The organism is Nonomuraea sp. NPDC050556 (genome assembly GCF_044457355.1).
In the GTDB taxonomy this organism is placed as follows: Bacteria; Actinomycetota; Actinomycetes; order Streptosporangiales; family Streptosporangiaceae; genus Nonomuraea.
In genome coordinates this window covers 3,622,953-3,643,643 of record NZ_JBITGU010000001.1, presented here as the reverse complement: position 1 = coordinate 3,643,643, position 20,691 = coordinate 3,622,953, and the positions used below count along the sequence as shown (strand labels likewise).

Sequence of the window (20,691 nt, the reverse complement as noted above, 5' to 3'; positions counted from 1 at the left end):
GAAGGACCTGGTCGTGCACGGTTCGCTTCCCCAAGCGAGGTGCACGGCCAGGTTCACGGGCAGGGGGTGCGTCCTCGTCGTCGGCGGAGACGAGTTGGGCGCACCCTGGCCGGACGGGGAGAGGGGAAGCTCCTCGTCCGGCCGCCCGGCAGAAATGTCGGTGGGGTCTGCAAGTGTTGACCTCACCGGCTGGAACGCCGGGAGCCGCCATAAACCCCAAGGAGGCTGGCACAGATGACCAAAAGGCTCAGCGAGGGGCCCCGGTTGTCGCCCGCAGTCCGGGCGCACCTGACGGATTCACGTTCCTGCCTGGCGGAGGCGACGACCGCGCGCACCCCGGCATCCCGATATGTCGCCGCACACCTGGCCGCACTCAGGGCGGCAGCGGCGATCCTGGCCGCCCGCCCCCGCCCGATGGAGGGCCGGCGACGGAGACTGCGCAGCGCCTGGGACCTGCTGCCCGAAGCAGAGCCCCAGCTCGCCCAGTGGGCCCCCTACTTCGCGGAAAGCGCAGCCAAGCGCGCAGCGGCGGAGGCAGGGATGGTCCGCGGCGTCACCATGTCCGACGCCGACGAACTCCTGGCCGAAGCCGAAACCTTCGTCTCAGCGGTGGAAACCCTCCTGGGCGTCCCCGCCCAACCTTTGTTGCCCCTGGACGTCCCTCTAGCCGGCTGACCGCCCCACCCACCCCAGCGGCGGCCAGCCACCCCACCCCAGACCCAATCACCCAAACCCCAGACCCACCCACCCCCGGCCCGCCCACCCCGGGCACTCCGAACCGGGACGCGCTCACCCCCGGCGCGCTCACCCACGGCCGGGACCCGCGCATTCACGGCGCGCCCACTCTCAGCCCAGACGCGCCCACCCCCGGCACGTCCACCCCCGGCACGCCCACCCCCAGCGCGGACACGCCCACCCCCAGCGCGGACACGCCCACCACTGGCGCGCCCACCTCGGGCATCCTCGGCCTGGACATGCCTGCGCATAGTGCGCCCGCTCCGAGCGCGCGCGCCAGCGGTGCGCCCGCTCCCGCCGCCCCTGCCTGGGATGCGCCTGCTACCGGAACGCCATCCCGTGACGTGCCCGCTCACGGCACCCCGCCTATTGGCCCCGCCCGTTCAACCCCGAAGGCTCCGCGCCGAGCGCACCCGTCGGCGTGCGACTGGCCGCCTCATCCCTAGCGAACCCAACCTCAACAGGCCTCCGTCTCCTCAAGGGGTGGTCTCGGGTGGGTGGCCGGTCCAGTGGAGTTCGGTGGGGAGGTGGGTCATGTCGTTGAGGCACAGCACAGAGGCTGGCTTGCCTGGTGTGTAGCGGATGACGGTCAGGGCGGCGTTCGCTGCATTGATGGTCAGCCATCGCCACGGTGGGGCGCCCATGGCGTCTCGGACGAGCCATCCGATCAGGAATGCGTGTGTGACGATCAGTTCGCGGACGGGGGTGTTGCCGTCGGCTGGGCCGGTGAAGCGGGTGAGGGCTTGGCGGGCCAGCTCTGGGCCTGTCCTTTGCTCCTCCTCTGTCCATTGGGCCAGGAATGCCATCAGGGAGTCGGCTGAGTCTTCCGGGAGCTCGTCGGCGCTTGGCATGTAAGGGAGGTAGTCGCCCGCCTCCGCTGACTCGACCAGGGGCCCGAGCGTGGTGAGGCGAGCGGTCTGGACGGCGCGCGTCACGGGGGAGTGGTGGACTGCGGACAGCGAGACGTCTCTGAGGCGCTTGCCGAGCAGGGTTGCCTGGAGCTTTCCCGCTTCGGTCAGTCCGCTCTCGTCGGGAAGGGCTTCACCGTGGCGGGCCAGGTAGAGAAAGCGCGTGGCAGTCATCGGACGATTCTGCCCCACACATGACGTCTTCCCGCGGGCACGGCAGACCCTTCTGTGGGTACGGCAGGCCGTGGGACGCGCTGCCCGCCGTACAGGGCTGGGGTCTGTCCAGGAAGACGGTCCTCGGGCGTCCGTGGTCCCGCCGATACGACCGGCAGTCTGCCGCGTGCACGGGAGGACACCCGCAGGAAGGCCCTAGATGGGCCGTGGGGACAGAACGGTGAGGGGGTGACAAAAGGGTGCGGAAAGCGCTTCAGCGGCCTGTAGCGGCCCGTACGGGCTGTCCTGGCGCAAGAAAGAGCCTGACACGTGAGCCTGACACGCGAGCTTGGTGCAAGGGCCTGACGGCAATGGGTCTGATGGCAACGGGGCCGGGAAACGCAGCAGGGCGCGGCCCCGAGGGGCGCGCCCTGTGTGGTGCGAGAGCTGTGGGAGACCGGCGACGACCGGTCAAAAGCGGACTAGAAGGACTCCACCGCGCGGCGGGCCTCGGCGTCGAGGACCCCCCAGCTGATGAGTTCCTCCGTCAGCTCACTGGGCGACTTGTCGTAAATGACGGCCAGGGACCGAAGGTCCTCCTGCCGGATCGACAGCACCTTCCCGTTGTAGTCCCCACGCTGCGACTGGATCGTCGCCGCATACCTGGCCAGCGCCCCTGCCTTCTCCTTGGGCAGCGTGGCCAGCCGCTCCAGGTCGATCACAAGCTTCGGTGTGGGCCCCAGAGGCGACGGCGCGGCTCCACCCGGCAGCAGCTCGGAGACGGGCACCCCGTAGAAATCGGCAAGCTCGGCAAGCTTCTGCACCGTGACAGCGCGGTCGCCACGCTCGTAGGAACCAACGACCACGGCCTTCCACCGTCCGCGCGACTTCTCCTCGACCCCGTGCAGGGACAGGCCCTGCTGGGTGCGGATGGCGCGGAGTCTTGCACCCAGCGACTTTGCGTACTCAGACGGCATCGTGTGGCCCCCCGGCTCGTGTATGTACTGCTATCAGTAGATTGTGCTCCCTTGCGGCATATGCCCGAGCCACCGGGGGGTCAGGTGCCCGGGTAGGCACCTTCGGTAGCCATGGCACTGGTTTACCCCAGAACGCCGCGAGGTGTGGTTACGCACAGTGACGGTAAAGGGCCGGGGGTCGAAGGTCAAGCTGATTGGAAAAAAGATGCCGAATCCGATCCGGGATGATGCGCGTCAATCGCCCCTCTTGTCCCTCTGATAACGCTACTTCGTCACTGTTTGCCGAGAGCGGGCTGCCGGGTGAGGATCATGACCGGGCACGTGGCGGCCTTGAGGATCTTGATCGAGGTGTCCCCGAGGAAGACCCGGCGCAGCGGCCCGGAATCACTCGACGCACAGATGATCAGCTCGCCCGGCAACCAGGACGTCGACGACATCGCGTCGGCCACCGTGCGCCCCTCGAGCACCTCCACGTCCACCTGGATCTTCCGCCGCTGCCCGCGCGCCGCCGCCTTCAGGTCGTCGGCCGCCGAGGAGCGCAACTGCTCCTGCATCTCCATCTCGATCTTGGCCCGGCCGCCGCCCACCACGAGCGTCACCAGCCGCAGCGGCACGTCCAGGGACGCGGCCACGCGCGCCGCCTCCTTGACCGCCACGTCGCACCCCGGCCCGCGCCGGTAGGCGACGGTCAGCCGCTCGAACTCGGCGGGACGCGCCTCCGCATACCCCCGAGGGGCAAGCATCACCGGCACGGACGAGGAGTGCAGCAACTGGTCCGCCGTGCTGCCCAGCGAGATGCGCCCCTTGGCGCCGTGCGGCGCCGAGCCGATCACGACGACGTCGGCGTCCTGCTTGCGTGCCAGCTCCACCAGCCCGCGCCCGCTGCCCTTGTGGGAGAGCACGACATACGAGGCGTCGTCCCCCGCGAGCCGGCGGGCCTGCGCCAGCGCCGCCTCCGCCTGCTCGGTGAGGTAGGCGCGCCACGCGCTCTCGTCGGCCTTGCCGGGTCCCGGCGTGCTCCAGGCGGGCGGCAGCACGTTGGCCACCGACAGCGCGGCGCCCGACTGCCTGGCCACCATGACGGCGAGCGTCAGCCCGTCCAGGCCGCGCGGCTCGGGAATGAACCCGGTGAGCACTTTCTCGATCTTCATCGTGCCAACCTCGAATGGCGGAAGCCGTACAGGAAGTAGGCCACCAGGCCCACGGCCATCCAGAGAAGGAAGGCCACCCACGTCACCCCGGCCAGACCGGCCATCACCACGACGCAGAAGATCACGCCCAGGATCGGCGTGGCAGGGAACAGCGGCGCGCGGAAGCTGCGCGGAAGGTCGGGGCGGGTACGGCGGAGCACCAGCACCCCGACGTTCACGATCGCGAAGGCGAACAGGGTGCCGATGCTGGTCGCCTCGGCGAGCTGCCCCAGCGGGATGAGCCCGGCCAGCACCGCGACGAACACCGCCACGATGAGCGTGTTGGCCACCGGCACCTGCCTGCGCGGGTTGACCTTCTGGAACACCCGCGGCAGCAGCCCGTCGCGGGACATCGCGAACAGGATGCGCGTCTGGCCGTAGAGCACGGTCAGGACCACGCTGGCGATCGCGACGACAGCGCCGAAGGAGATGATCAGCCCGGGCCAGGTCGCGCCGAGCGCCTGGTCGGCGATGAGCGCCAACGAAGCCTCGGTGCCCGACTCGCTGAACTGCTGCCACGGCATCGCCCCGACCGCGGCCAGCGCCACGAGCACGTAGATGATCGTCACGATGATCAGCGAGAAGATGATGGCCAGCGGCAGGTCGCGCTTGGGGTTCTTGGCCTCCTCGCCTGCCGTGGAGGCGGCGTCGAAGCCGATGTAGGAGAAGAACACCTGCGAGGCGGCCGCCGTGATGCCCGCGATGCCCATAGGGGCGAAAGGTGCGAGATTTCCGGACTGGAACGCCGTGAACGCCACGATGATGAAGAACGCCAGGATCACGATCTTGATCATCACGAAGATCGTGTTCGCCGTCGCGCTCTCCGAGGCCCCGCGCAGCAGCAGCCACGTGCACAGCACCACGATGAGGATCGCGGTCAGGTTGACCACGCCGCCGTTCTCGCCGGGCGAGTTGGTGATCGCCGCTGGCAGCTCCCAGCCGAAGGCGCCCTTGAAGAACGTGTTGAGGTACTGCCCCCACCCGACCGCGACCGCGGCCACCGACACCGCGTACTCCAGCATCAGGCACCACCCGCAGATCCAGGCGATGAGCTCGCCCAGGGTGGCGTAGGCGTAGGAGTAGGACGAGCCGGACACCGGGATGGTCCCGGCCAGCTCGGCGTAGGACAGGGCGGAGAACAGCGCCGTGACCGCGGCCAGGACGAACCCGATGACGACGGCGGGACCCGCCTTGGGTACGGCCTGCCCCAGGATCACGAAGATGCCGGTGCCGAGCGTGGCGCCGATGCTGAACAGCGTGAGCTGCCACAGCGACATCGTCCTGCGCAGCTCACCGCCCTCGCCCTGCCCGCCCTCCGCGACGATCTGGTCGGTGGGCTTGGTCCTGAAGAGCTGCTGGACCAAGGTCATAGGGTGCTCGCCAGCGGCCAGGTGGCGTTGGGCGTGATGATGGTGCCCGCTTTGCCCGCCAGGATCTGCAGCGCCTGGTCCAGCTTGCCGATCGCGGCCATGTCACCGGTGGTTTCCACGAATCTGCACACAGCTTCCACTTTCGGTCCCATCGAGCCGGCTGGGAAGTCGATGGAGCGCAGTTCGTGCGGTGTGGTGTGGCCGATCTCGGTGGCCTGCGGCGTACCGAAGTCCTTCATCACCCGCGGCACGTCGGTCAGGATCAGGAACGCGTCGCACTCCAGCGCCTCTGCCAGCATCGAGCCGGTGAGGTCCTTGTCGATGACCGCCTCGACGCCGGACAGGCGGCCCTGCGCGTCGCGGATGACCGGCACGCCGCCGCCGCCCGCCGCGACGACGGTGACGCCCTCGCGCACGAGCTTGCGAATGAGCCTGGTCTCCACCACGCGCTGGGGCGTCGGCGACGGGACGACCCGGCGCCAGTACTGCCCGTCCTGCTTGACGGTCCAGCCGTTCTCCTCGGCCAGCTTCTCCGCCTCCGCCTGGTCGTAGACCTGGCCGACGAACTTCGTCGGGTTCTCGAAGGCGGGGTCGACGGCCGAGACCAGCGTCTGGGTGACCATCGACAGGACCTGGCGGCCGGGCAGCGCGTTCTGCAGCGCCTGCAGCATCCAGTAGCCGATCATGCCCTGCGTCTCGGCGCCGAGCGTGTCGAACGGGTACGGCCTGGTCAGGTTCGGGTCCGAGGCGCTCTCCAGCGCCAGGACCCCGACCTGCGGGCCGTTGCCGTGGGTGATGATGAGCTCGTGCTCCTCGGCGACCATGGCGAGGGTCTTGACCGCCGTGTTCACGTTGGCGATCTGCACGTCGGCGTCAGGTTTGTCGCCTCGTTGCAGCAACGCGTTGCCCCCGAGGGCGACCAGGACCCTCATCTCAGGACCCCAGGGTGGCGTCGCAGTGAACACGCGCCTTGATCGTGTTCGCCCGAAGGGCGACTCTTACGGACATGATCATGACCCCAGGGTGGCGACCATGATCGCCTTGATGGTGTGGAGCCTGTTCTCGGCCTCGTCGAAGACGATCGAGCGGGGTGACTCGAAGACCGACTCGGTCACTTCGAGCGCGTCGAAGCCGGTCTTCTCGTACAGGTCCTCGCCGACCTTCGTCTCCCTGTTGTGGAAGGCGGGCAGGCAGTGCATGAACTTGACCTGGGGGTTCCCCGTCGCCTTGATCAGCTTGTCGTTGACCTGGTACGGCATGAGCAGCTTGATCCGCTCGTCCCACACCTCCTTCGGCTCGCCCATCGACACCCACACGTCGGTGTAGACGTAGTCGACGCCCTTGACGCCCTTGGCCACGTCGTCGGTGATGGTGATCGTGGCGCCGGTCTGCTTGGCCAGGTCCTTGGCGGGCTTGACGACCATCTTGGCGTCGGGCTGCAGCTTCTTCGGCGCGACCAGCCGCACGTCCATGCCGAACATCGCGCCGGTGACCAGCAGCGAGTGCCCCATGTTGTTGCGCGCGTCGCCCAGGTAGGCGAAGGAGATCTCGTGCAGCGGCTTGTCGCTGTGCTCCTGCATGGTGAGCATGTCGGCGAGCATCTGCGTCGGGTGCCACTCGTCGGTCAGCCCGTTCCAGACCGGGACGCCCGAGTAGGCGGCCAGCTCCTCGACGTACTCCTGCTTGCTGCCCCGGTACTCGATGCCGTCGAACATGCGGCCCAGCACGCGCGCGGTGTCCTTCACCGACTCCTTGTGGCCCATCTGCGAGCCGGTCGGGTCGAGGTAGGTGACGTGCGCGCCCTGGTCGTGCGCGGCGACCTCGAAGGCGCAGCGGGTGCGCGTCGAGGTCTTCTCGAAGATCAGCGCGATGTTCTTGCCCTTGAGCCGCTGCTGCTCGATCCCGGCGTACTTGGCCGCCTTCAGGTCGGCCGAGAGCTGCAGCAGGAAGCCGAACTCCTCGGGCGTGAAGTCGAGCTCCTTGAGGAAGCTGCGGTTGCGCAGGTTGAAAGCCATGGTCAGATCCCGTCCCTCTCGAGCGGGCAGCTCATGCACCGCGGTCCGCCGCGCCCTCTGCCGAGTTCGCTGCCCCTGATCGTGATGACCTCGATGCCCTGCGAGCGCAGGAAGTTGTTGGTCGTGGTGTTGCGCTCGTAGGCGACGACGACGCCGGGCTCGATGGCCAGCACGTTGCACCCGTCGTCCCACTGCTCCCGCTCGGCGGCGTAGACGTCCTGCGTCGCGGTGAGGATCTTGATGTCGTCCAGGTCGAGGGCGCGGGCGATGGCCTTGTGCATGTCCTCGGCCGGGTGGTCGGTGACCTTGACCTCTTTGTCGTTGTCGCCCGGCTCTATCGTGTACGAGGGCAGCATGCCGAGCCCCGCGTACTTCGTGAACACGCCCACGTCGACGTTCGTCATGACGGTGTCCAGGTGCATGAACGCGCGCGCCTTCGGCATGTTGAGCGCGACGATCTTCTTCGCCGCCCCCGCCTTGAACAGGTTCTGCGCCAGCATCTCGACGGCCTGCGGCTGCGTGCGCTCGCTCATGCCGATGAGTACGGCTCCGCGCCCGATGACCAGGACGTCGCCGCCCTCCATCGTGGCGGGGGCGACAGCCGTACCCGGCATCCAGACGTTGAAGCCGGTGCCGAACTCGGGCGCGAAGACCGGGTGGAACCGGTAGATCGCCTCCAGGTTGACCGTCTCGGCCTGGCGGGCCTTCTTCTTCATCGCGTTGATCGACACCCCGTTGTAGATCCAGCACGAGGTGTCGCGGGTGAAGAGGTGGTTGGGCAGCGGCGGCAGGATGAAGTCGGTCGGCTCCAGCACGTGGAAGGCCACGCTCTTGGGGTCGGCGCCGCGCTCCATGAGCTCGCCCTTGGTGATGCCCCCGGTCAGGAACTGCTGCAGCTCGGAGGAGGGCAGCGAGTCGAGCGTGTTGCGGATGGCGTCGGTGGCCAGCGGGCCCACCCAGCGCTCGTCCACCACCGCGTCCAGGATGTGCTTGCGCGCCTCGGGAATGTCGAGGGTCTCGCGCAGCAGGTCGGCCAGCATGTAGACGGTGATCCCGCGGTCGCGCAGGACCTGCTGCCACTCCTCGTGCTCCTCCAGCGCGCGCTGCACCCACAGCACGTCGTCGAAGAGGAACTCGTCCTTGTTGGACGGCGTGAGCCGCTTGAGGGCGAGTTCCGGCTTGTGGAGCATCACCTGGTGGAGCCGGCCCACCTCGGAATCGACATGAAAGGTCATTTGTTCTGTATCCCCCGTGAGAGCTCGCGCGGTCCGTATTCACCGCGCTTTGCCTTGAGCCAGATGTAGACGGGCACCCCGATGAGCATGAAGAGCATGGCCAGCAGCACCGCCTGGCCGCCCGAGCCGTACACGATCCAGAAGGCGAACAGCATCGCCAGCAGGGCGATGACGACGTCCTTGGCGAGGTTGGCCTTGTTGACCTGCCGCTCGCCCGTGTACAGCCAGAACAGCTGGGCTGCCGCCGAGAAGAAGTACGGGATGGCCGTGGTGAAGGAGGCCAGCAGCACGACCGAGGTGAAGGCGTCCTCCTGGAAGTAGGCGAACACCGCCATCAGCGAGGTCAGGATCGTGCCGATGAGGATGCCGTTGACCGGCGCGCCCCGGCGCGACTCCTTCGCGAACAGGGTCGGGAACATCCCGTCCTTGGCCGCGGCCAGCGGCATCTCGGCGACCAGCATGGTCCAGCCGTTCAGCGCGCCGATGCCGGAGACGATGGCGCAGGCGGCCATGATCCCGCCGCCCCACGTGCCGCCGAACATCGTGTTGATCGCGTCGGCGAACGGCGCCGTCGAGCTCACCAGCCGGTCGTGCGGGACGGTGCCCATGACCGCGACGGTGCTCAGGAGATACAGCACCGCGCAGGCCAGGACGCCGATGAGGCTGGCCCTGCCGATGTTGCGCTTGGGATCCTTGACCTTCTCCGCCGCGATGGTGACGCTCTCCACGCCGGAGTAGATGAACAGCGTGATCGCGCCGGCCGCGCTGATGGCGGCCATCGTGGCGCCGAACCCCGCGCCCTCGGCGAGGAACGGGCCGAAGTTGCCGCCCCTGATGAAGAACAGGCCGACGACGCCGACGAAGAGCAGCGGCGCGAACTTGAGGATCGTGGTGATCGTCTGGAACAGCGCCATGTTCTTGGCACCGAGCATGTTGATCAGCGCCGGGATCCAGAGTCCGACCAGCGCGATGACGATCTTGCCGAGGGTGCTGTCCCAGGGCACGAAGTAGTTGACGTAGGCGACCCACGCGACGGCGATGCTCGCGTTGCCGATCCAGGCGGTGAGCCAGAACGACCACGCCGACCAGAAACCGATGAACTCGCCGAAGGCCTCGCGGGCATAGGCGTACGGCCCGCCGCCGGCGGGAACGCGCGCGCCGAGCTTGCCGAACACGAGCGCCATCGCGATGGCGCCGACCGTGCAGAGCACCATCGCGACGAGGCTGACCGTTCCGTAGGCGGCCAGCGAGGCGGGCATGACGAAGATGCCCGTCCCGACGATGTTGCCGACGACCAGCGCGACCGCGGCGCCCAGGCCCAGGGTGCGGCCGGGGCCGTCGCGCAGGCCGACCATCTCTTCTTCAGCTGTGACCAGACCGCCGTCCGGCGGCGGTGGCTGAGGCTCCCCCATGACACAACCCCCCGATTATGACGAAGGGTGATTTGCCCGTCACGTGGGGTGAGCAAACTAGTGCGGGGCGCCCGTGAGGATGAGGGTCAGGGCGAAGACGGCCATGCAGACGGCCATGGCGGCGACCGGCCAGGCGTCCCAGCGGGAGGTGATGCGCTCGGCGGTGACCATCGCGGAGCCGCCGTGCTCGGACAGGCTGCGCACCAGTGCCGGATCGTCGGCGGTGAGATGAGCGGCGATCGCGTCGAGCGTGCGGCGGTCCTGAGCCGACAGGGCCATGGTGATACCTCCCCCAAGAATGCTTGAAGGAAGTTTTATAGCCTTTTGTCCGTTTCGCGCAACCCAACCAACCCCAAGACCTCAACCCCAAGACCTCAACCCCGAAAGGCGCCAGCGCTCTCGGGGCCCCGCGCGCCCAAGGGGCACCTAGAGGTCCTTTACTCGACGTCAGAGGGGCGACGGCGGGGCGTGGAGGTCGGTGGGGGAGGTCCACGGGAGGGGCCGACGGGGACGTCGGGCCGGAAGGACGGGTGGGGGCGGGATGGACGGGGGAAGGGTGGCGGGGGCTGGAAGGACGGGTGGGAAGGGCGGGCTCTCTCACCCACCCGTCCATCCTTCTCGCGGTGGGGGATGGGTCAGCCGTGTTTGAGGGCTTCGGCGCCGCCGACGATTTCGGTGATCTCGGTGGTGATCTCCGCCTGCCGGGCCTCGTTGGCCTCCCGGGTCAGCTTGTCGATGATCTCGTGCGCGTTCTCCGTAGCCGACATCATCGCCGTCCGCCGCGCCGCCCACTCGGAGGCCGCCGACGACAGCATCATGTACCAGATCCGCGACCGCACGTACTTCTGCAACATCTCGTCCAGCACAGCCTCAGGCGACGGGTCGAACTCGTACGGCGCCTTGGGGAGCGCGGACGACGCCACGGAGCCGGTCTCCGTGACCTCCTCCACCTCCAACGGCAGGATCCGCCGCACGCTCGTCCGCTGCGTCAGCATCGACACGAACTCCGTCGACACCACGTGCACCTCACCCACCCCGCCCTCCCGTGTGGGCATGTCGAAAGCGTCGATCAGCGTCTGCCCGATCTCGGCCGCCGTCGCGTAGTCGGGCTGCCCCGACATCCCGACCCACTCGCCCGCCATCTCCCGGTCCCTGAACCGGTGCCACTCGACGCCCTTGCGCCCCAGCACGTAGACGACCGGCTCCTTGCCCTGCTGGCGCATCAGCTCGGTCAGCGCCTGCCCCTGGCGGATCACGTTGTGGTTGTAGCCCCCGCAGAACCCCCGGTCGCTGGTCAGCAGCAGGATCGCCACCCGCGACGCGTCAGGCACCTCGTTGAGCAACGCGTGGTTCATCTTCATGTGGTGGCTGACGAGCGCCGAGACCGCCTTCGAGATCTCCCTGGCGTACGGCTCCGCCTCCATCGCCCTGTCGCGCGCCTTGCCCACCCGGGAGGAGGCGATCAGCTCCTGTGCCCGCGTGATCTTCGCGGTCGACTTGACGGACTTGATCCGCTGGCGGATCTGACGAAGCTGCGCACCCACTGCGTCCCCCCGAACACGTAACGTGATCGCCAGCGTACCCCCTCCGCGTCTTACCAGGTGGGTGCTGGTACTGTGTGTCCCGACCGACACCCTTTTAAGACCCGTCCCGTGAGGCGGGAAAGGTGGTGAGCCTTAACCATGTCCGAATCAAGGGCCGTTCTCGAAGGCCCCGACATCCACCGGGCGCTGACCCGGATAGCGCACGAGATCCTCGAGCGCACCAAGGGAGCGGAAGGCGTCGTCCTTCTGGGCATCCCCACCCGCGGCGCCACGCTGGCCGCGCGCATCGGTGAGCGACTGGAGAAGGTCGAGGACGTCAAGGTCCCGATCGGCTCGCTCGACATCACCATGTACCGCGACGACCTCCGCTCCAAGCCGGCCCGCGCCCTGGGCCACACCGAGCTTCCCGCCGACGGCATCGACGACAAGGTCATCGTGCTCGTCGACGACGTGCTCTTCTCCGGCCGCACCATCCGCGCCGCGCTCGACGCGCTCAACGACCTCGGGCGCCCGCGTGCCGTACAGCTCGCCGTCCTGGTCGACAGGGGGCATCGCGAGCTGCCGATCAGGGCCGACTACGTCGGCAAGAACCTGCCTACGGCCAAGAGCGAGAAGGTGAAGGTCTACCTCGAGGAGACCGACGGGCGCGACGCAGTGGAGCTGATCAAGTGAACCGCCATCTCATTTCCGCGGGCGACCTGTCCAAGGACGACGCCCTGCTCATCCTCGACACGGCGGAGGAGCTGGCGAGGGTCTCGGAACGTTCCATCAAGAAGCTGCCGACGCTGCGCGGCCGCACGGTGGTCAACCTGTTCTTCGAGGACTCCACCCGCACCCGCATCTCCTTCGAGGCGGCGGCCAAGCGGCTGTCGGCCGACGTCATCAACTTCTCTGCCAAGGGCTCGTCGGTCTCCAAGGGCGAGTCGCTCAAGGACACCGCGCTGACCCTGGAGGCCATGGGCGCCGACGCGGTCGTCATGCGGCACGGCGCCTCCGGTGCTCCGTACCGGCTGGCCAACTGGGTCAAGGGCAGCGTCGTCAACGCGGGCGACGGCACGCACGAGCACCCCACGCAGGCGCTGCTCGACGCCTTCTCCATGCGCCGCCGCCTGGGCAACCTCGAGGGGCGCAAGGTCACCATCGTCGGCGACGTGCTGCACAGCCGCGTCGCCCGCTCCAACGTGCTGCTCCTGGCCACGCTCGGCGCCGACGTGACGCTGGTCGCGCCGCCGACGCTGCTACCGGTCTCGGTCGACACCTGGCCGTGCTCGGTCTCGTACGACCTGGACTCGATGCTCCCCAAGTCCGACGTCGTCATGATGTTGCGTGTGCAGAAGGAGCGGATGAACGCCGCGTACTTCCCGAGCGAGCGCGAGTACTCGCGCCGCTACGGCCTCGACAGGGAGCGGTTCTCCCGCATGCCCGACGAGGCCATCGTCATGCACCCGGGCCCGATGAACAGGGGCATGGAGATCGCCGCCGAGGTGGCAGACTCCCCGCGCTCGACGATCGTCGAGCAGGTCACCAACGGCGTGACCATCCGCATGGCCGTCCTGTACCTGCTCCTCGGGGGAGAAACCGCATGATCATCAAGAACGTACGGATCCTCGGTGGCGAGCCGCAGGACATCCGCATCGAAGACGGCGTCATCACCGAGATCGGTCAGCTCGGCGGAGAGGGCATCGACGGTCAGGGGCTCATCGCGCTGCCCGGCCTCGTCGACCTCCACACCCACCTGCGCGAGCCGGGCCGCGAGGACGCCGAGACCGTCCAGACCGGCACCCAGTCCGCGGCCCGCGGCGGCTACACCGCCGTGCACGCCATGGCCAACACCATGCCCGTCGCCGACACCGCCGGCGTCGTCGAGCAGGTCTGGCGCCTGGGCCGCGAGTTCGGCCACTGCGACGTGCAGCCGGTCGGCGCGGTCACCGTCGGCCTGGAGGGCAAGCAGCTCGCCGAGCTGGGCGCCATGGCCGACTCGGCCGCCCAGGTGCGCGTCTTCTCCGACGACGGCCGCTGCGTGGACGACGCGGTGCTCATGCGCCGCGCCCTGGAGTACGTCAAGGCGTTCGACGGCGTCGTCGCCCAGCACGCCCAGGAGCCCCGCCTGACCGGCGGCGCCCAGATGAACGAGGGCGTCATCTCCGGCAGGCTCGGCCTGGCCGGCTGGCCCGCCGTCGCGGAAGAGGCGATCATCGCCCGCGACTGCCTGCTGGCCGCGCACGTCGGCTCCCGCCTGCACGTCTGCCACGTCTCGACGGCAGGCTCGGTGGAGATCATCCGCTGGGCCAAGTCGAAAGGCTGGAACGTCACCGCCGAGGTCACCCCGCACCACCTGCTGCTGACCGACGACCTGGTCGAGACCTCGCCCAACGGCTCCTACAACCCGATCTACAAGGTCAACCCGCCGCTGCGCACCGCCGCGGACGTCGAGGCGCTCAGAGGAGCCCTCGCCGACGGCACGATCGACGTCGTCGCCACCGACCACGCCCCGCACCCGGTCGAGGACAAGGAGACCGAGTGGGCGGCGGCCGCCATGGGCATGGTCGGCCTGGAGACCGCGCTGAGCGTGGTCCAGGAGGCCATGGTCGACACCGGCCTGCTCGACTGGGCCGGCGTGGCCGAGCGCATGTCGATCACCCCGGCCCGCATCGGCCGCCTGACCGGGCACGGCCAGGCGATCGAGGTCGGCGCCCCCGCCAACATCACCCTGTACGACCCGTCCGTGCGCACCGAGGTGGATCCCTCCGCGTTCGCGTCGAAGAGCCGCAACACGCCCTACGAGGGCATGACGCTGCCCGGCCGCGTAGTCGCCACGTTCCTGCGCGGCAAGCCGACTGTTCTCGAAGGGAAGCTTGCGTGAATTCAGCGGTGCTTGTGCTGGAGGACGGTCGCGTCTTCCACGGAACCCCCTACGGCGCCGAAGGCGAGACCTTCGGTGAGATGGTCTTCAACACCGGCATGACCGGCTACCAGGAGACCCTCACCGACCCCTCCTACCACCGCCAGATCGTCGCGATGACCGCGCCGCACATCGGCAACACCGGCGTCAACGACGAGGACCCCGAGTCCTCGAAGGTCTGGGTCGCGGGCTACGTCGTGCGCGAGCCGTCCCGCGTCGTCTCCAACTGGCGCGCCAACCGCTCGCTCGACTCCTACCTCAAGGAGCAGGGCGTCGTCGGCATCGCCATCCAGGGCACCCGCGCGCTGACCCGCCACCTGCGCGAGCGCGGCGCCATGCGCGCCGGGATCTTCACCTCTCCGGCCGAGCCCGTCGAGGCCCTGGTCGAGCGGGTACGGCTCGCGCCGGTCATGGAGGGCGCCGACCTGGCGGCCGAGGTGGCCACCACCGAGCCCTACGTCGTGGAGGCGATCGGCGGGAAGAAGTTCACCGTCGTCGCCGTGGACCTGGGCATCAAGGGCATGACGCCGCACCGCATGGCCGAGCGCGGCTGCGAGGTGCACGTGCTGCCCGCCACGGCCACGTTCGACGACATCATGGCCGTCAGGCCCGACGGCGTCTTCTTCTCCAACGGCCCCGGCGACCCGGCGACCGCCGACGTCACCGCGCTGCAGAAGGTGCTGGAGGCCAGGGTGCCGTTCTTCGGCATCTGCTTCGGCAACCAGCTCTTCGGCCGCGCGCTCGGCCTGACCACCTACAAGCTGCGTTACGGCCACCGGGGCGTCAACCAGCCGGTCAAGGACGTGCGGACCGGCAAGGTCGAGATCTCGGCGCACAACCACGGCTTCGCGGTCGAGGCGCCGCCCACGTTCGACACTCCGTACGGGCCGGGCGAGGTCACCCACGTCAACCTCAACGACGACTGCGTCGAAGGGCTCAGGCTCACCGACGGGCGCGCCTTCAGCGTGCAGTACCACCCGGAGGCCGCGGCAGGCCCCCACGACGCCGCTTATCTCTTTGACGAGTTCTGCGAGGTTATGACCCGTGCCCAAGCGTGAGGACATCCAGTCGATCATGGTGATCGGCTCCGGGCCGATCGTGATCGGGCAGGCGTGCGAGTTCGACTACTCGGGCACCCAGGCCTGCCGCGTGCTGCGCGCCGAGGGCTTCCGGGTGATCCTGGTCAACTCCAACCCGGCCACGATCATGACCGACCCCGAGTTCGCCGACGCCACCTACGTCGAGCCGATCACCCCCGAGTTCGTCGAGAAGATCATCGCCAAGGAGCGCCCCGACGCGCTCCTGCCGACCCTGGGCGGCCAGACCGCGCTCAACACGGCGGTCGCGCTGCACGAGGCGGGCGTGCTCGAGAAGTACAAGGTCGAGCTCATCGGCGCCGACTTCGACGCGATCCAGGCGGGGGAGAACCGCGAGCTGTTCAAGGAGATCGTCGCCAAGGTCGCCCGCGAGCGCGGCCTGAACGCGGAATCAGCGCAGAGCGTCGTCTGCCACACCATGGACGAGTGCCTCAAGGCGGCTGACCAGCTCGGCTACCCGCTGGTGGTCAGGCCCTCCTTCACGATGGGCGGCGTCGGCTCCGGCTTCGCCTACAACGAGGACGACCTGCACCGCATCGCCGGGCAGGGTCTCGACGCGAGCCCGACCACCGAGGTGCTCCTCGAGGAGTCCATCATCGGGTGGAAGGAGTACGAGCTCGAGGTCATGCGCGACAAGCACGACAACGTGGTCATCGTGTGCTCCATCGAGAACATCGACCCGATGGGCGTGCACACCGGCGACTCGGTCACCGTCGCGCCCGCGCTGACGCTGACCGACCGCGAGTACCAGAACATGCGTGACGTCGCGATCGCGGTCATCCGCGAGGTCGGCGTGGACACCGGCGGCTGCAACATCCAGTTCGCCGTCGACCCGCGCACCGGGCGCATGGTCGTCATCGAGATGAACCCCCGCGTGTCCCGCTCCAGCGCCCTGGCGTCCAAGGCGACCGGGTTCCCGATCGCGAAGATCGCCGCCAAGCTGGCCATCGGCTACACGCTGGACGAGATCCCGAACGACATCACCCAGGAGACCCCGGCCTCCTTCGAGCCGTCGCTCGACTACATCGTGGTCAAGGTGCCGCGCTTCGCGTTCGAGAAGTTCCGCGGCGCCGACCAGACGCTCACCACCCACATGAAGTCGGTGGGCGAGGCGATGGCCATCGGCCGGTCCTTCGGCGAGGCGCTGCAGAAGGCGCTGCGGTCGCTGGAGAAGAAGAACTCCTCGTTCACCTGGGCGGGGGAGGTCTCCGGCAAGGCGGAGCTGCTGGACGCCTGCCGTACCCCCCACGACGGGCGGCTGCGCACGATGCAGCAGGCCATCAGGGCGGGGGCGAGCGCCGAGGAGCTGTTCGAGGCGACCAACGTCGACCCCTGGTTCATCGACCAGCTCTTCCTCCTGCACGAGGAGGCCACGGCGCTGGGCGAGGCGGGCGAGCTCACCCGCGAGGTGCTGGAGCGGGCCAAGCGGCACGGCTTCTCCGACGCGCAGATCGGCGAGATCCGCGGCCTGGACGAGTCGCGCGTGCGCGACCTGCGCCACGCCCTGGGCCTGCGCCCGGTCTACAACACCGTGGACACCTGCGCCGCCGAGTTCTCCGCCAAGACGCCCTACCTCTACTCGACCTACGACGAGGAGAGCGAGGTCCCGTACGGTGACCGTCCCAAGGTGCTGATCCTGGGCAGCGGGCCGAACCGGATCGGGCAGGGCATCGAGTTCGACTACGCCTGCGTGCACGCCTCCTTCGAGCTGTCGCGCGCCGGATACGAGACCGTCATGGTCAACTGCAACCCCGAGACGGTCTCGACCGACTACGACACCTCCGACCGGCTCTACTTCGAGCCGCTCACCCTGGAGGACGTCCTGGAGGTCGTGCACGCCGAGCAGCAGACCGGCCCGGTCGCGGGCGTCATCGTGCAGCTCGGCGGCCAGACGCCGCTGGGTCTCGCGCAGGCGCTCAAGGACGCCGGGGTGCCGGTCGTCGGCACCTCGCCCGAGTCGATCCACCTGGCGGAGGAGCGCGGCGCGTTCGGCCGCGTGCTGGCCGAGGCCGGGCTGCCCGCGCCCAAGCACGGCACCGCGCTGACCGTCGCCGAGGCGCTCGCCATCGCCGAGGAGATCGGCTACCCGGTCCTGGTCCGCCCCTCGTACGTGCTGGGCGGGGCCGGGATGGCCATCGTCTACGACGACGAGACGCTCAGCACCTACATGGCCGCCCAGGAGGGCGGGCATCCCGTGCTGGTCGACAAGTTCCTCGACGAGGCCATCGAGATCGACGTCGACGCGCTCTTCGACGGCGAGGAGCTCTACCTCGGCGGCGTCATGGAGCACATCGAGGAGGCCGGGATCCACTCGGGCGACTCGGCGTGCGCGCTGCCGCCGATCACCCTGGGCGGGGCCGACATCAAGCGCATCCGCGCGGCCACCGAGGCCATCGCCAGGGGAGTGGGGGTGCGCGGGCTGCTCAACGTGCAGTACGCCATGTCCGCAGGCGTGCTCTACGTGCTCGAGGCGAACCCGCGTGCCAGCCGTACGGTGCCGTTCGTGTCCAAGGCCACCGCTGTGCCGCTCGCGAAGGCCTGCGCCCGCGTCATGATGGGCGCCACCGTCGCGGAGCTGCGCGCCGAGGGCATGCTGCCCGCGACGGGCGACGGCGGCACGCTGCCGCTGGACGCCTCGATCGCGGTCAAGGAGGCGGTGCTGCCGTTCAACCGCTTCCGCGGCGTCGACACCGTCCTCGGCCCTGAGATGCGCTCGACCGGTGAGGTCATGGGCATCGACGAGTTCTTCGGCATCGCCTACGCCAAGTCGCAGGCGGCGGCGTACGGCGAGCTGCCCACCAAGGGCCGCGCCTTCGTCTCGGTCGCCAACCGCGACAAGCGCGCCATGATCTTCCCGGTCAGGGCGCTGGCCGATCTCGGGTTCGAGATTCTGGCTACGGAGGGCACCGCCGAGGTGCTGCGCCGTAACGGAGTCCATGCCAAGATCGTGCGCAAGCAGAGCGACGGGACGGGACCCTCCGGGGAGCCCACCATCGTCCAGTGCATCCTGGACGGAGAGGTGGATCTGATCGTGAACACGCCGTTCGGCAGCCCGGGGCAGTCCGGGCCGCGCCTGGACGGCTACGACATCCGCACCGCCGCCGTGCTGCGCGGGATCCCGTGCATCACGACGGTCCAGGGACTCGCCGCCGCAGCCGCGGGCATCCAGGCGATCGTCCGTGGCGATGTCGGCGTACGGTCCCTCCAGGAGCACGCACGGGCGCTGCGGGGGTAGCTCCCACGGGAGGTGATGACGACGGCCGGGACTCCGGTGCAGGTGACAGGCACGGTGCTGACGACGCGCCGGGTCGACGCCTACCATGCGCTGACGGTGGTGGCGCCAGGCATCGCCGAACGCCACCGCCCCGGCCACTTCGTCTCGGTGGCCGTGGGCGGCGCGAGCACGTCGATGGTGACGCGGCGCGCCTTCTCCATCCACGACGTCAAGCCCGACTACGGCGGCACCGTGGAGATCGTCTTCACGGTGAGCGGCCCAGGGACGGCCTGGCTGGCTGAGCGGCGCGCGCGCGACACGCTCGACCTGGTCGGACCGCTCGGGCGCCCGTTCCCGCTCCCGCGCGACCCGGCCACCTGCGTGCTGGTGGGGGCGGAGTACGGCTCAGCCGTGCTCTTCCCCGTCGCCGACGCGCTCATGGAGCGGGGCTGCCGCGTCGACTTCGTGCTCGGCGCGGCTTCGGCCGACCGGGTGTTCGGAGCGATGCGGGCCCGCCGTACCGGCCAGACCACCACGCTGACCACGCTCGACGGGTCGCTCGGCGTGCGCGGGACCGTGGGCGACGCGCTGCCGTCGGTGATCACCGACACGCACGCCGACGTCGTCTACGCCTGCGGGCCCATGGACGCGCTGCGCTCGGTCACCGCGGTGGCGATGGAGTTCGACATCCCCGTCCAGGTGGCCGTCGAGGAGTCGATGGCCTGCGGCATCGGGGTCTGCATGACCTGCGTGCTGCCGGTGATCGGCGACGACGGCGTCACCAGGATGCTGCGCGCCTGCACGGACGGGCCGGTCTTCAGGGGGGAACGGGTGCGGTTCGAGGATGTGGGAACGATCCCGTTCGACGCTCTCGGCGCGCCGGGCGGTGGTGCGCGACATGTCAGTTGATTTGCCGATTCAGCACGTGGCGCTGTGCCTCCTGCACCTCTACAGGAGTGACTATGGCGGTTGACATGCGGACCTTCCTGGCGCACGTGGAGCTCGGCAACCCCGTCATGACGGCGGCCGGGTGCGCAGGGTCGGGGCGCGAGCTGTCGCAGTTCTTCGACCTGCACCGGCTCGGCGCCCTCGTCACCCAGTCGATCACCATGGCGCCGCGCGCCGGACGGCCCACCCCGCGCATGGCGGAGACGCCCTCGGGCATGCTCAACGCCGTCGGGCTGCAGGGGCCGGGCATCGACGCCTTTCTGGAGCGCGAACTGCCCTGGCTGGCCCAGCGCGGCATCAGGACCGTCGTGTCGGTCGGCGGCGGCACCGTGGCCGAATACTCGGCGCTGGCGCGCAGGCTCACCGACGCGCCAGGGGTGGGCGCCGTCGAGGTCAACCTCAACTGCCCCAACATCGAGGACCGCGGCCGCGTCTTCGCCCGCGACCCCGGTTCCTCGGCCGAGGTGGTCGCGTCCGTCCGGTCGGTCATGCGTTACGACGTGCCGGTGATCGCCAAGCTCTCGCCCGACGTGGGCGACATCGTCGCGGTGGCCCGCGCCTGCGTCGACGCGGGCGCCGACGTGCTCTCGATGATCAACAATCCGCTGGGGATGGCGATCGACACCGCCACCCTGCGCCCGTCGCTCGCCGCCGTGACCGGCGGGCTGTCGGGGCCCGCCGTGCTGCCGGTCGCGGTGCGGTGCGTCTGGCAGGTGCACGCGGCGCTGCCCGGCGTGCCCATCGTGGGCGTCGGCGGGGTGATGAGCGGGCGCGACGCCTTCCAGCTGATCCTGGCGGGGGCGTGCGCCGTGGGGGTGGGCACCGCGCTGTTCCACGACCCCTACGCCTGCCTGCGCATCGAGCGGGAGCTGGAGGAGCTGCTGCAGGCGCGCGGCTTCCACCGACTGGCCGACGCGATCGGGCTGGCACACCGGCCGCCGGGCAGCGCCCCGCGGCATCTCGAGGAAAGTTCCCTGTGACCTGTTTGGAG

Annotated in this window: 19 protein-coding genes; 8 read left to right on the top strand and 11 right to left on the bottom strand. The window is 69.3% G+C overall.

Annotated features, from left to right (window positions below; translation table 11 throughout):
* Positions 1-234 precede the first annotated feature (234 nt).
* Positions 235-675, top strand: coding sequence for an SAV_6107 family HEPN domain-containing protein (locus tag ACIBG8_RS17225; RefSeq protein ID WP_397343704.1), 441 nt, complete (start codon positions 235-237; stop codon positions 673-675).
* Between the two features lie 154 nt (positions 676-829).
* On the opposite strand, the gene ACIBG8_RS17220 is transcribed toward ACIBG8_RS17225, so the two are convergent.
* From ACIBG8_RS17220 to ACIBG8_RS17170, 11 genes are all read right to left on the bottom strand, one after another.
* The gene (locus ACIBG8_RS17220; protein WP_397343703.1) at positions 830-976 is read right to left on the bottom strand and encodes a hypothetical protein; all 147 of its coding nucleotides are present in this window, start codon (positions 974-976) and stop codon (positions 830-832) included.
* A gap of 235 nt (positions 977-1,211) precedes the next feature.
* Positions 1,212-1,817: a histidine phosphatase family protein gene (locus ACIBG8_RS17215; RefSeq protein ID WP_397343702.1), complete on the bottom strand. Its 606-nt coding sequence runs from the start codon at positions 1,815-1,817 to the stop codon at positions 1,212-1,214.
* Between the two features lie 461 nt (positions 1,818-2,278).
* Positions 2,279-2,773, bottom strand: coding sequence for a transcriptional regulator (locus ACIBG8_RS17210; protein ID WP_026214021.1), 495 nt, complete (start codon positions 2,771-2,773; stop codon positions 2,279-2,281).
* A 272-nt stretch (positions 2,774-3,045) separates the two neighbouring features.
* Positions 3,046-3,924: a universal stress protein gene (locus ACIBG8_RS17205; RefSeq protein WP_397343701.1), complete on the bottom strand. Its 879-nt coding sequence runs from the start codon at positions 3,922-3,924 to the stop codon at positions 3,046-3,048.
* Entirely contained in the window at positions 3,921-5,333 is a 1,413-nt protein-coding gene (locus ACIBG8_RS17200; RefSeq protein WP_397343700.1) for an amino acid permease, read from the bottom strand. The genes ACIBG8_RS17205 and ACIBG8_RS17200 overlap by 4 nt, the downstream gene beginning before the upstream one ends.
* A complete protein-coding gene (gene arcC / locus ACIBG8_RS17195; RefSeq protein ID WP_397343699.1) occupies positions 5,330-6,265 on the bottom strand; it encodes a carbamate kinase in 936 nt (311 codons plus the stop codon). Before arcC ends, ACIBG8_RS17200 begins: the two co-directional genes overlap by 4 nt.
* Before the next feature lie 78 nt (positions 6,266-6,343).
* Entirely contained in the window at positions 6,344-7,348 is a 1,005-nt protein-coding gene (gene argF, locus ACIBG8_RS17190; protein WP_397343698.1) for an ornithine carbamoyltransferase, read from the bottom strand.
* A 2-nt stretch (positions 7,349-7,350) separates the two neighbouring features.
* Positions 7,351-8,583: an arginine deiminase gene (locus ACIBG8_RS17185; protein ID WP_397343697.1), complete on the bottom strand. Its 1,233-nt coding sequence runs from the start codon at positions 8,581-8,583 to the stop codon at positions 7,351-7,353.
* Entirely contained in the window at positions 8,580-9,995 is a 1,416-nt protein-coding gene (locus ACIBG8_RS17180) for an amino acid permease (RefSeq protein ID WP_397343696.1), read from the bottom strand. Before ACIBG8_RS17180 ends, ACIBG8_RS17185 begins: the two co-directional genes overlap by 4 nt.
* 57 nt (positions 9,996-10,052) lie before the next feature.
* Positions 10,053-10,274, bottom strand: a complete 222-nt coding sequence (locus ACIBG8_RS17175) for a DUF3040 domain-containing protein (protein ID WP_397343695.1) — start codon at positions 10,272-10,274, stop codon at positions 10,053-10,055.
* A gap of 356 nt (positions 10,275-10,630) precedes the next feature.
* A complete protein-coding gene (locus tag ACIBG8_RS17170) occupies positions 10,631-11,539 on the bottom strand; it encodes a F0F1 ATP synthase subunit gamma (protein ID WP_397343694.1) in 909 nt (302 codons plus the stop codon).
* A gap of 138 nt (positions 11,540-11,677) precedes the next feature.
* Between ACIBG8_RS17170 and pyrR the strand changes: the two genes are divergently transcribed.
* The 7 genes from pyrR to ACIBG8_RS17135 are packed head-to-tail and all read left to right on the top strand — an operon-like array spanning position 11,678 to position 20,680.
* Complete coding sequence (gene pyrR, locus ACIBG8_RS17165) at positions 11,678-12,211, top strand: bifunctional pyr operon transcriptional regulator/uracil phosphoribosyltransferase PyrR (protein ID WP_397343693.1); 534 nt, start codon at positions 11,678-11,680, stop codon at positions 12,209-12,211.
* Positions 12,208-13,125 carry an aspartate carbamoyltransferase catalytic subunit gene (locus tag ACIBG8_RS17160; RefSeq protein WP_397343692.1) on the top strand — a complete coding sequence of 306 codons (918 nt, stop codon included), beginning with the start codon at positions 12,208-12,210 and terminating at the stop codon, positions 13,123-13,125. Before pyrR ends, ACIBG8_RS17160 begins: the two co-directional genes overlap by 4 nt.
* The gene (locus tag ACIBG8_RS17155) at positions 13,122-14,402 is read left to right on the top strand and encodes a dihydroorotase (protein ID WP_397343691.1); all 1,281 of its coding nucleotides are present in this window, start codon (positions 13,122-13,124) and stop codon (positions 14,400-14,402) included. Before ACIBG8_RS17160 ends, ACIBG8_RS17155 begins: the two co-directional genes overlap by 4 nt.
* Complete coding sequence (carA, locus tag ACIBG8_RS17150) at positions 14,399-15,499, top strand: glutamine-hydrolyzing carbamoyl-phosphate synthase small subunit (protein ID WP_397343690.1); 1,101 nt, start codon at positions 14,399-14,401, stop codon at positions 15,497-15,499. Before ACIBG8_RS17155 ends, carA begins: the two co-directional genes overlap by 4 nt.
* Positions 15,486-18,773 (top strand): carbamoyl-phosphate synthase large subunit, encoded by a 3,288-nt coding sequence (gene carB / locus ACIBG8_RS17145; protein WP_397343689.1) that lies wholly within the window; start codon positions 15,486-15,488, stop codon positions 18,771-18,773. Before carA ends, carB begins: the two co-directional genes overlap by 14 nt.
* Before the next feature lie 15 nt (positions 18,774-18,788).
* Positions 18,789-19,661, top strand: a complete 873-nt coding sequence (locus ACIBG8_RS17140) for a dihydroorotate dehydrogenase electron transfer subunit (protein ID WP_397343688.1) — start codon at positions 18,789-18,791, stop codon at positions 19,659-19,661.
* A 53-nt stretch (positions 19,662-19,714) separates the two neighbouring features.
* Entirely contained in the window at positions 19,715-20,680 is a 966-nt protein-coding gene (locus ACIBG8_RS17135) for a dihydroorotate dehydrogenase (RefSeq protein WP_397343687.1), read from the top strand.
* The last annotated feature ends 11 nt before the right edge of the window (positions 20,681-20,691 follow it).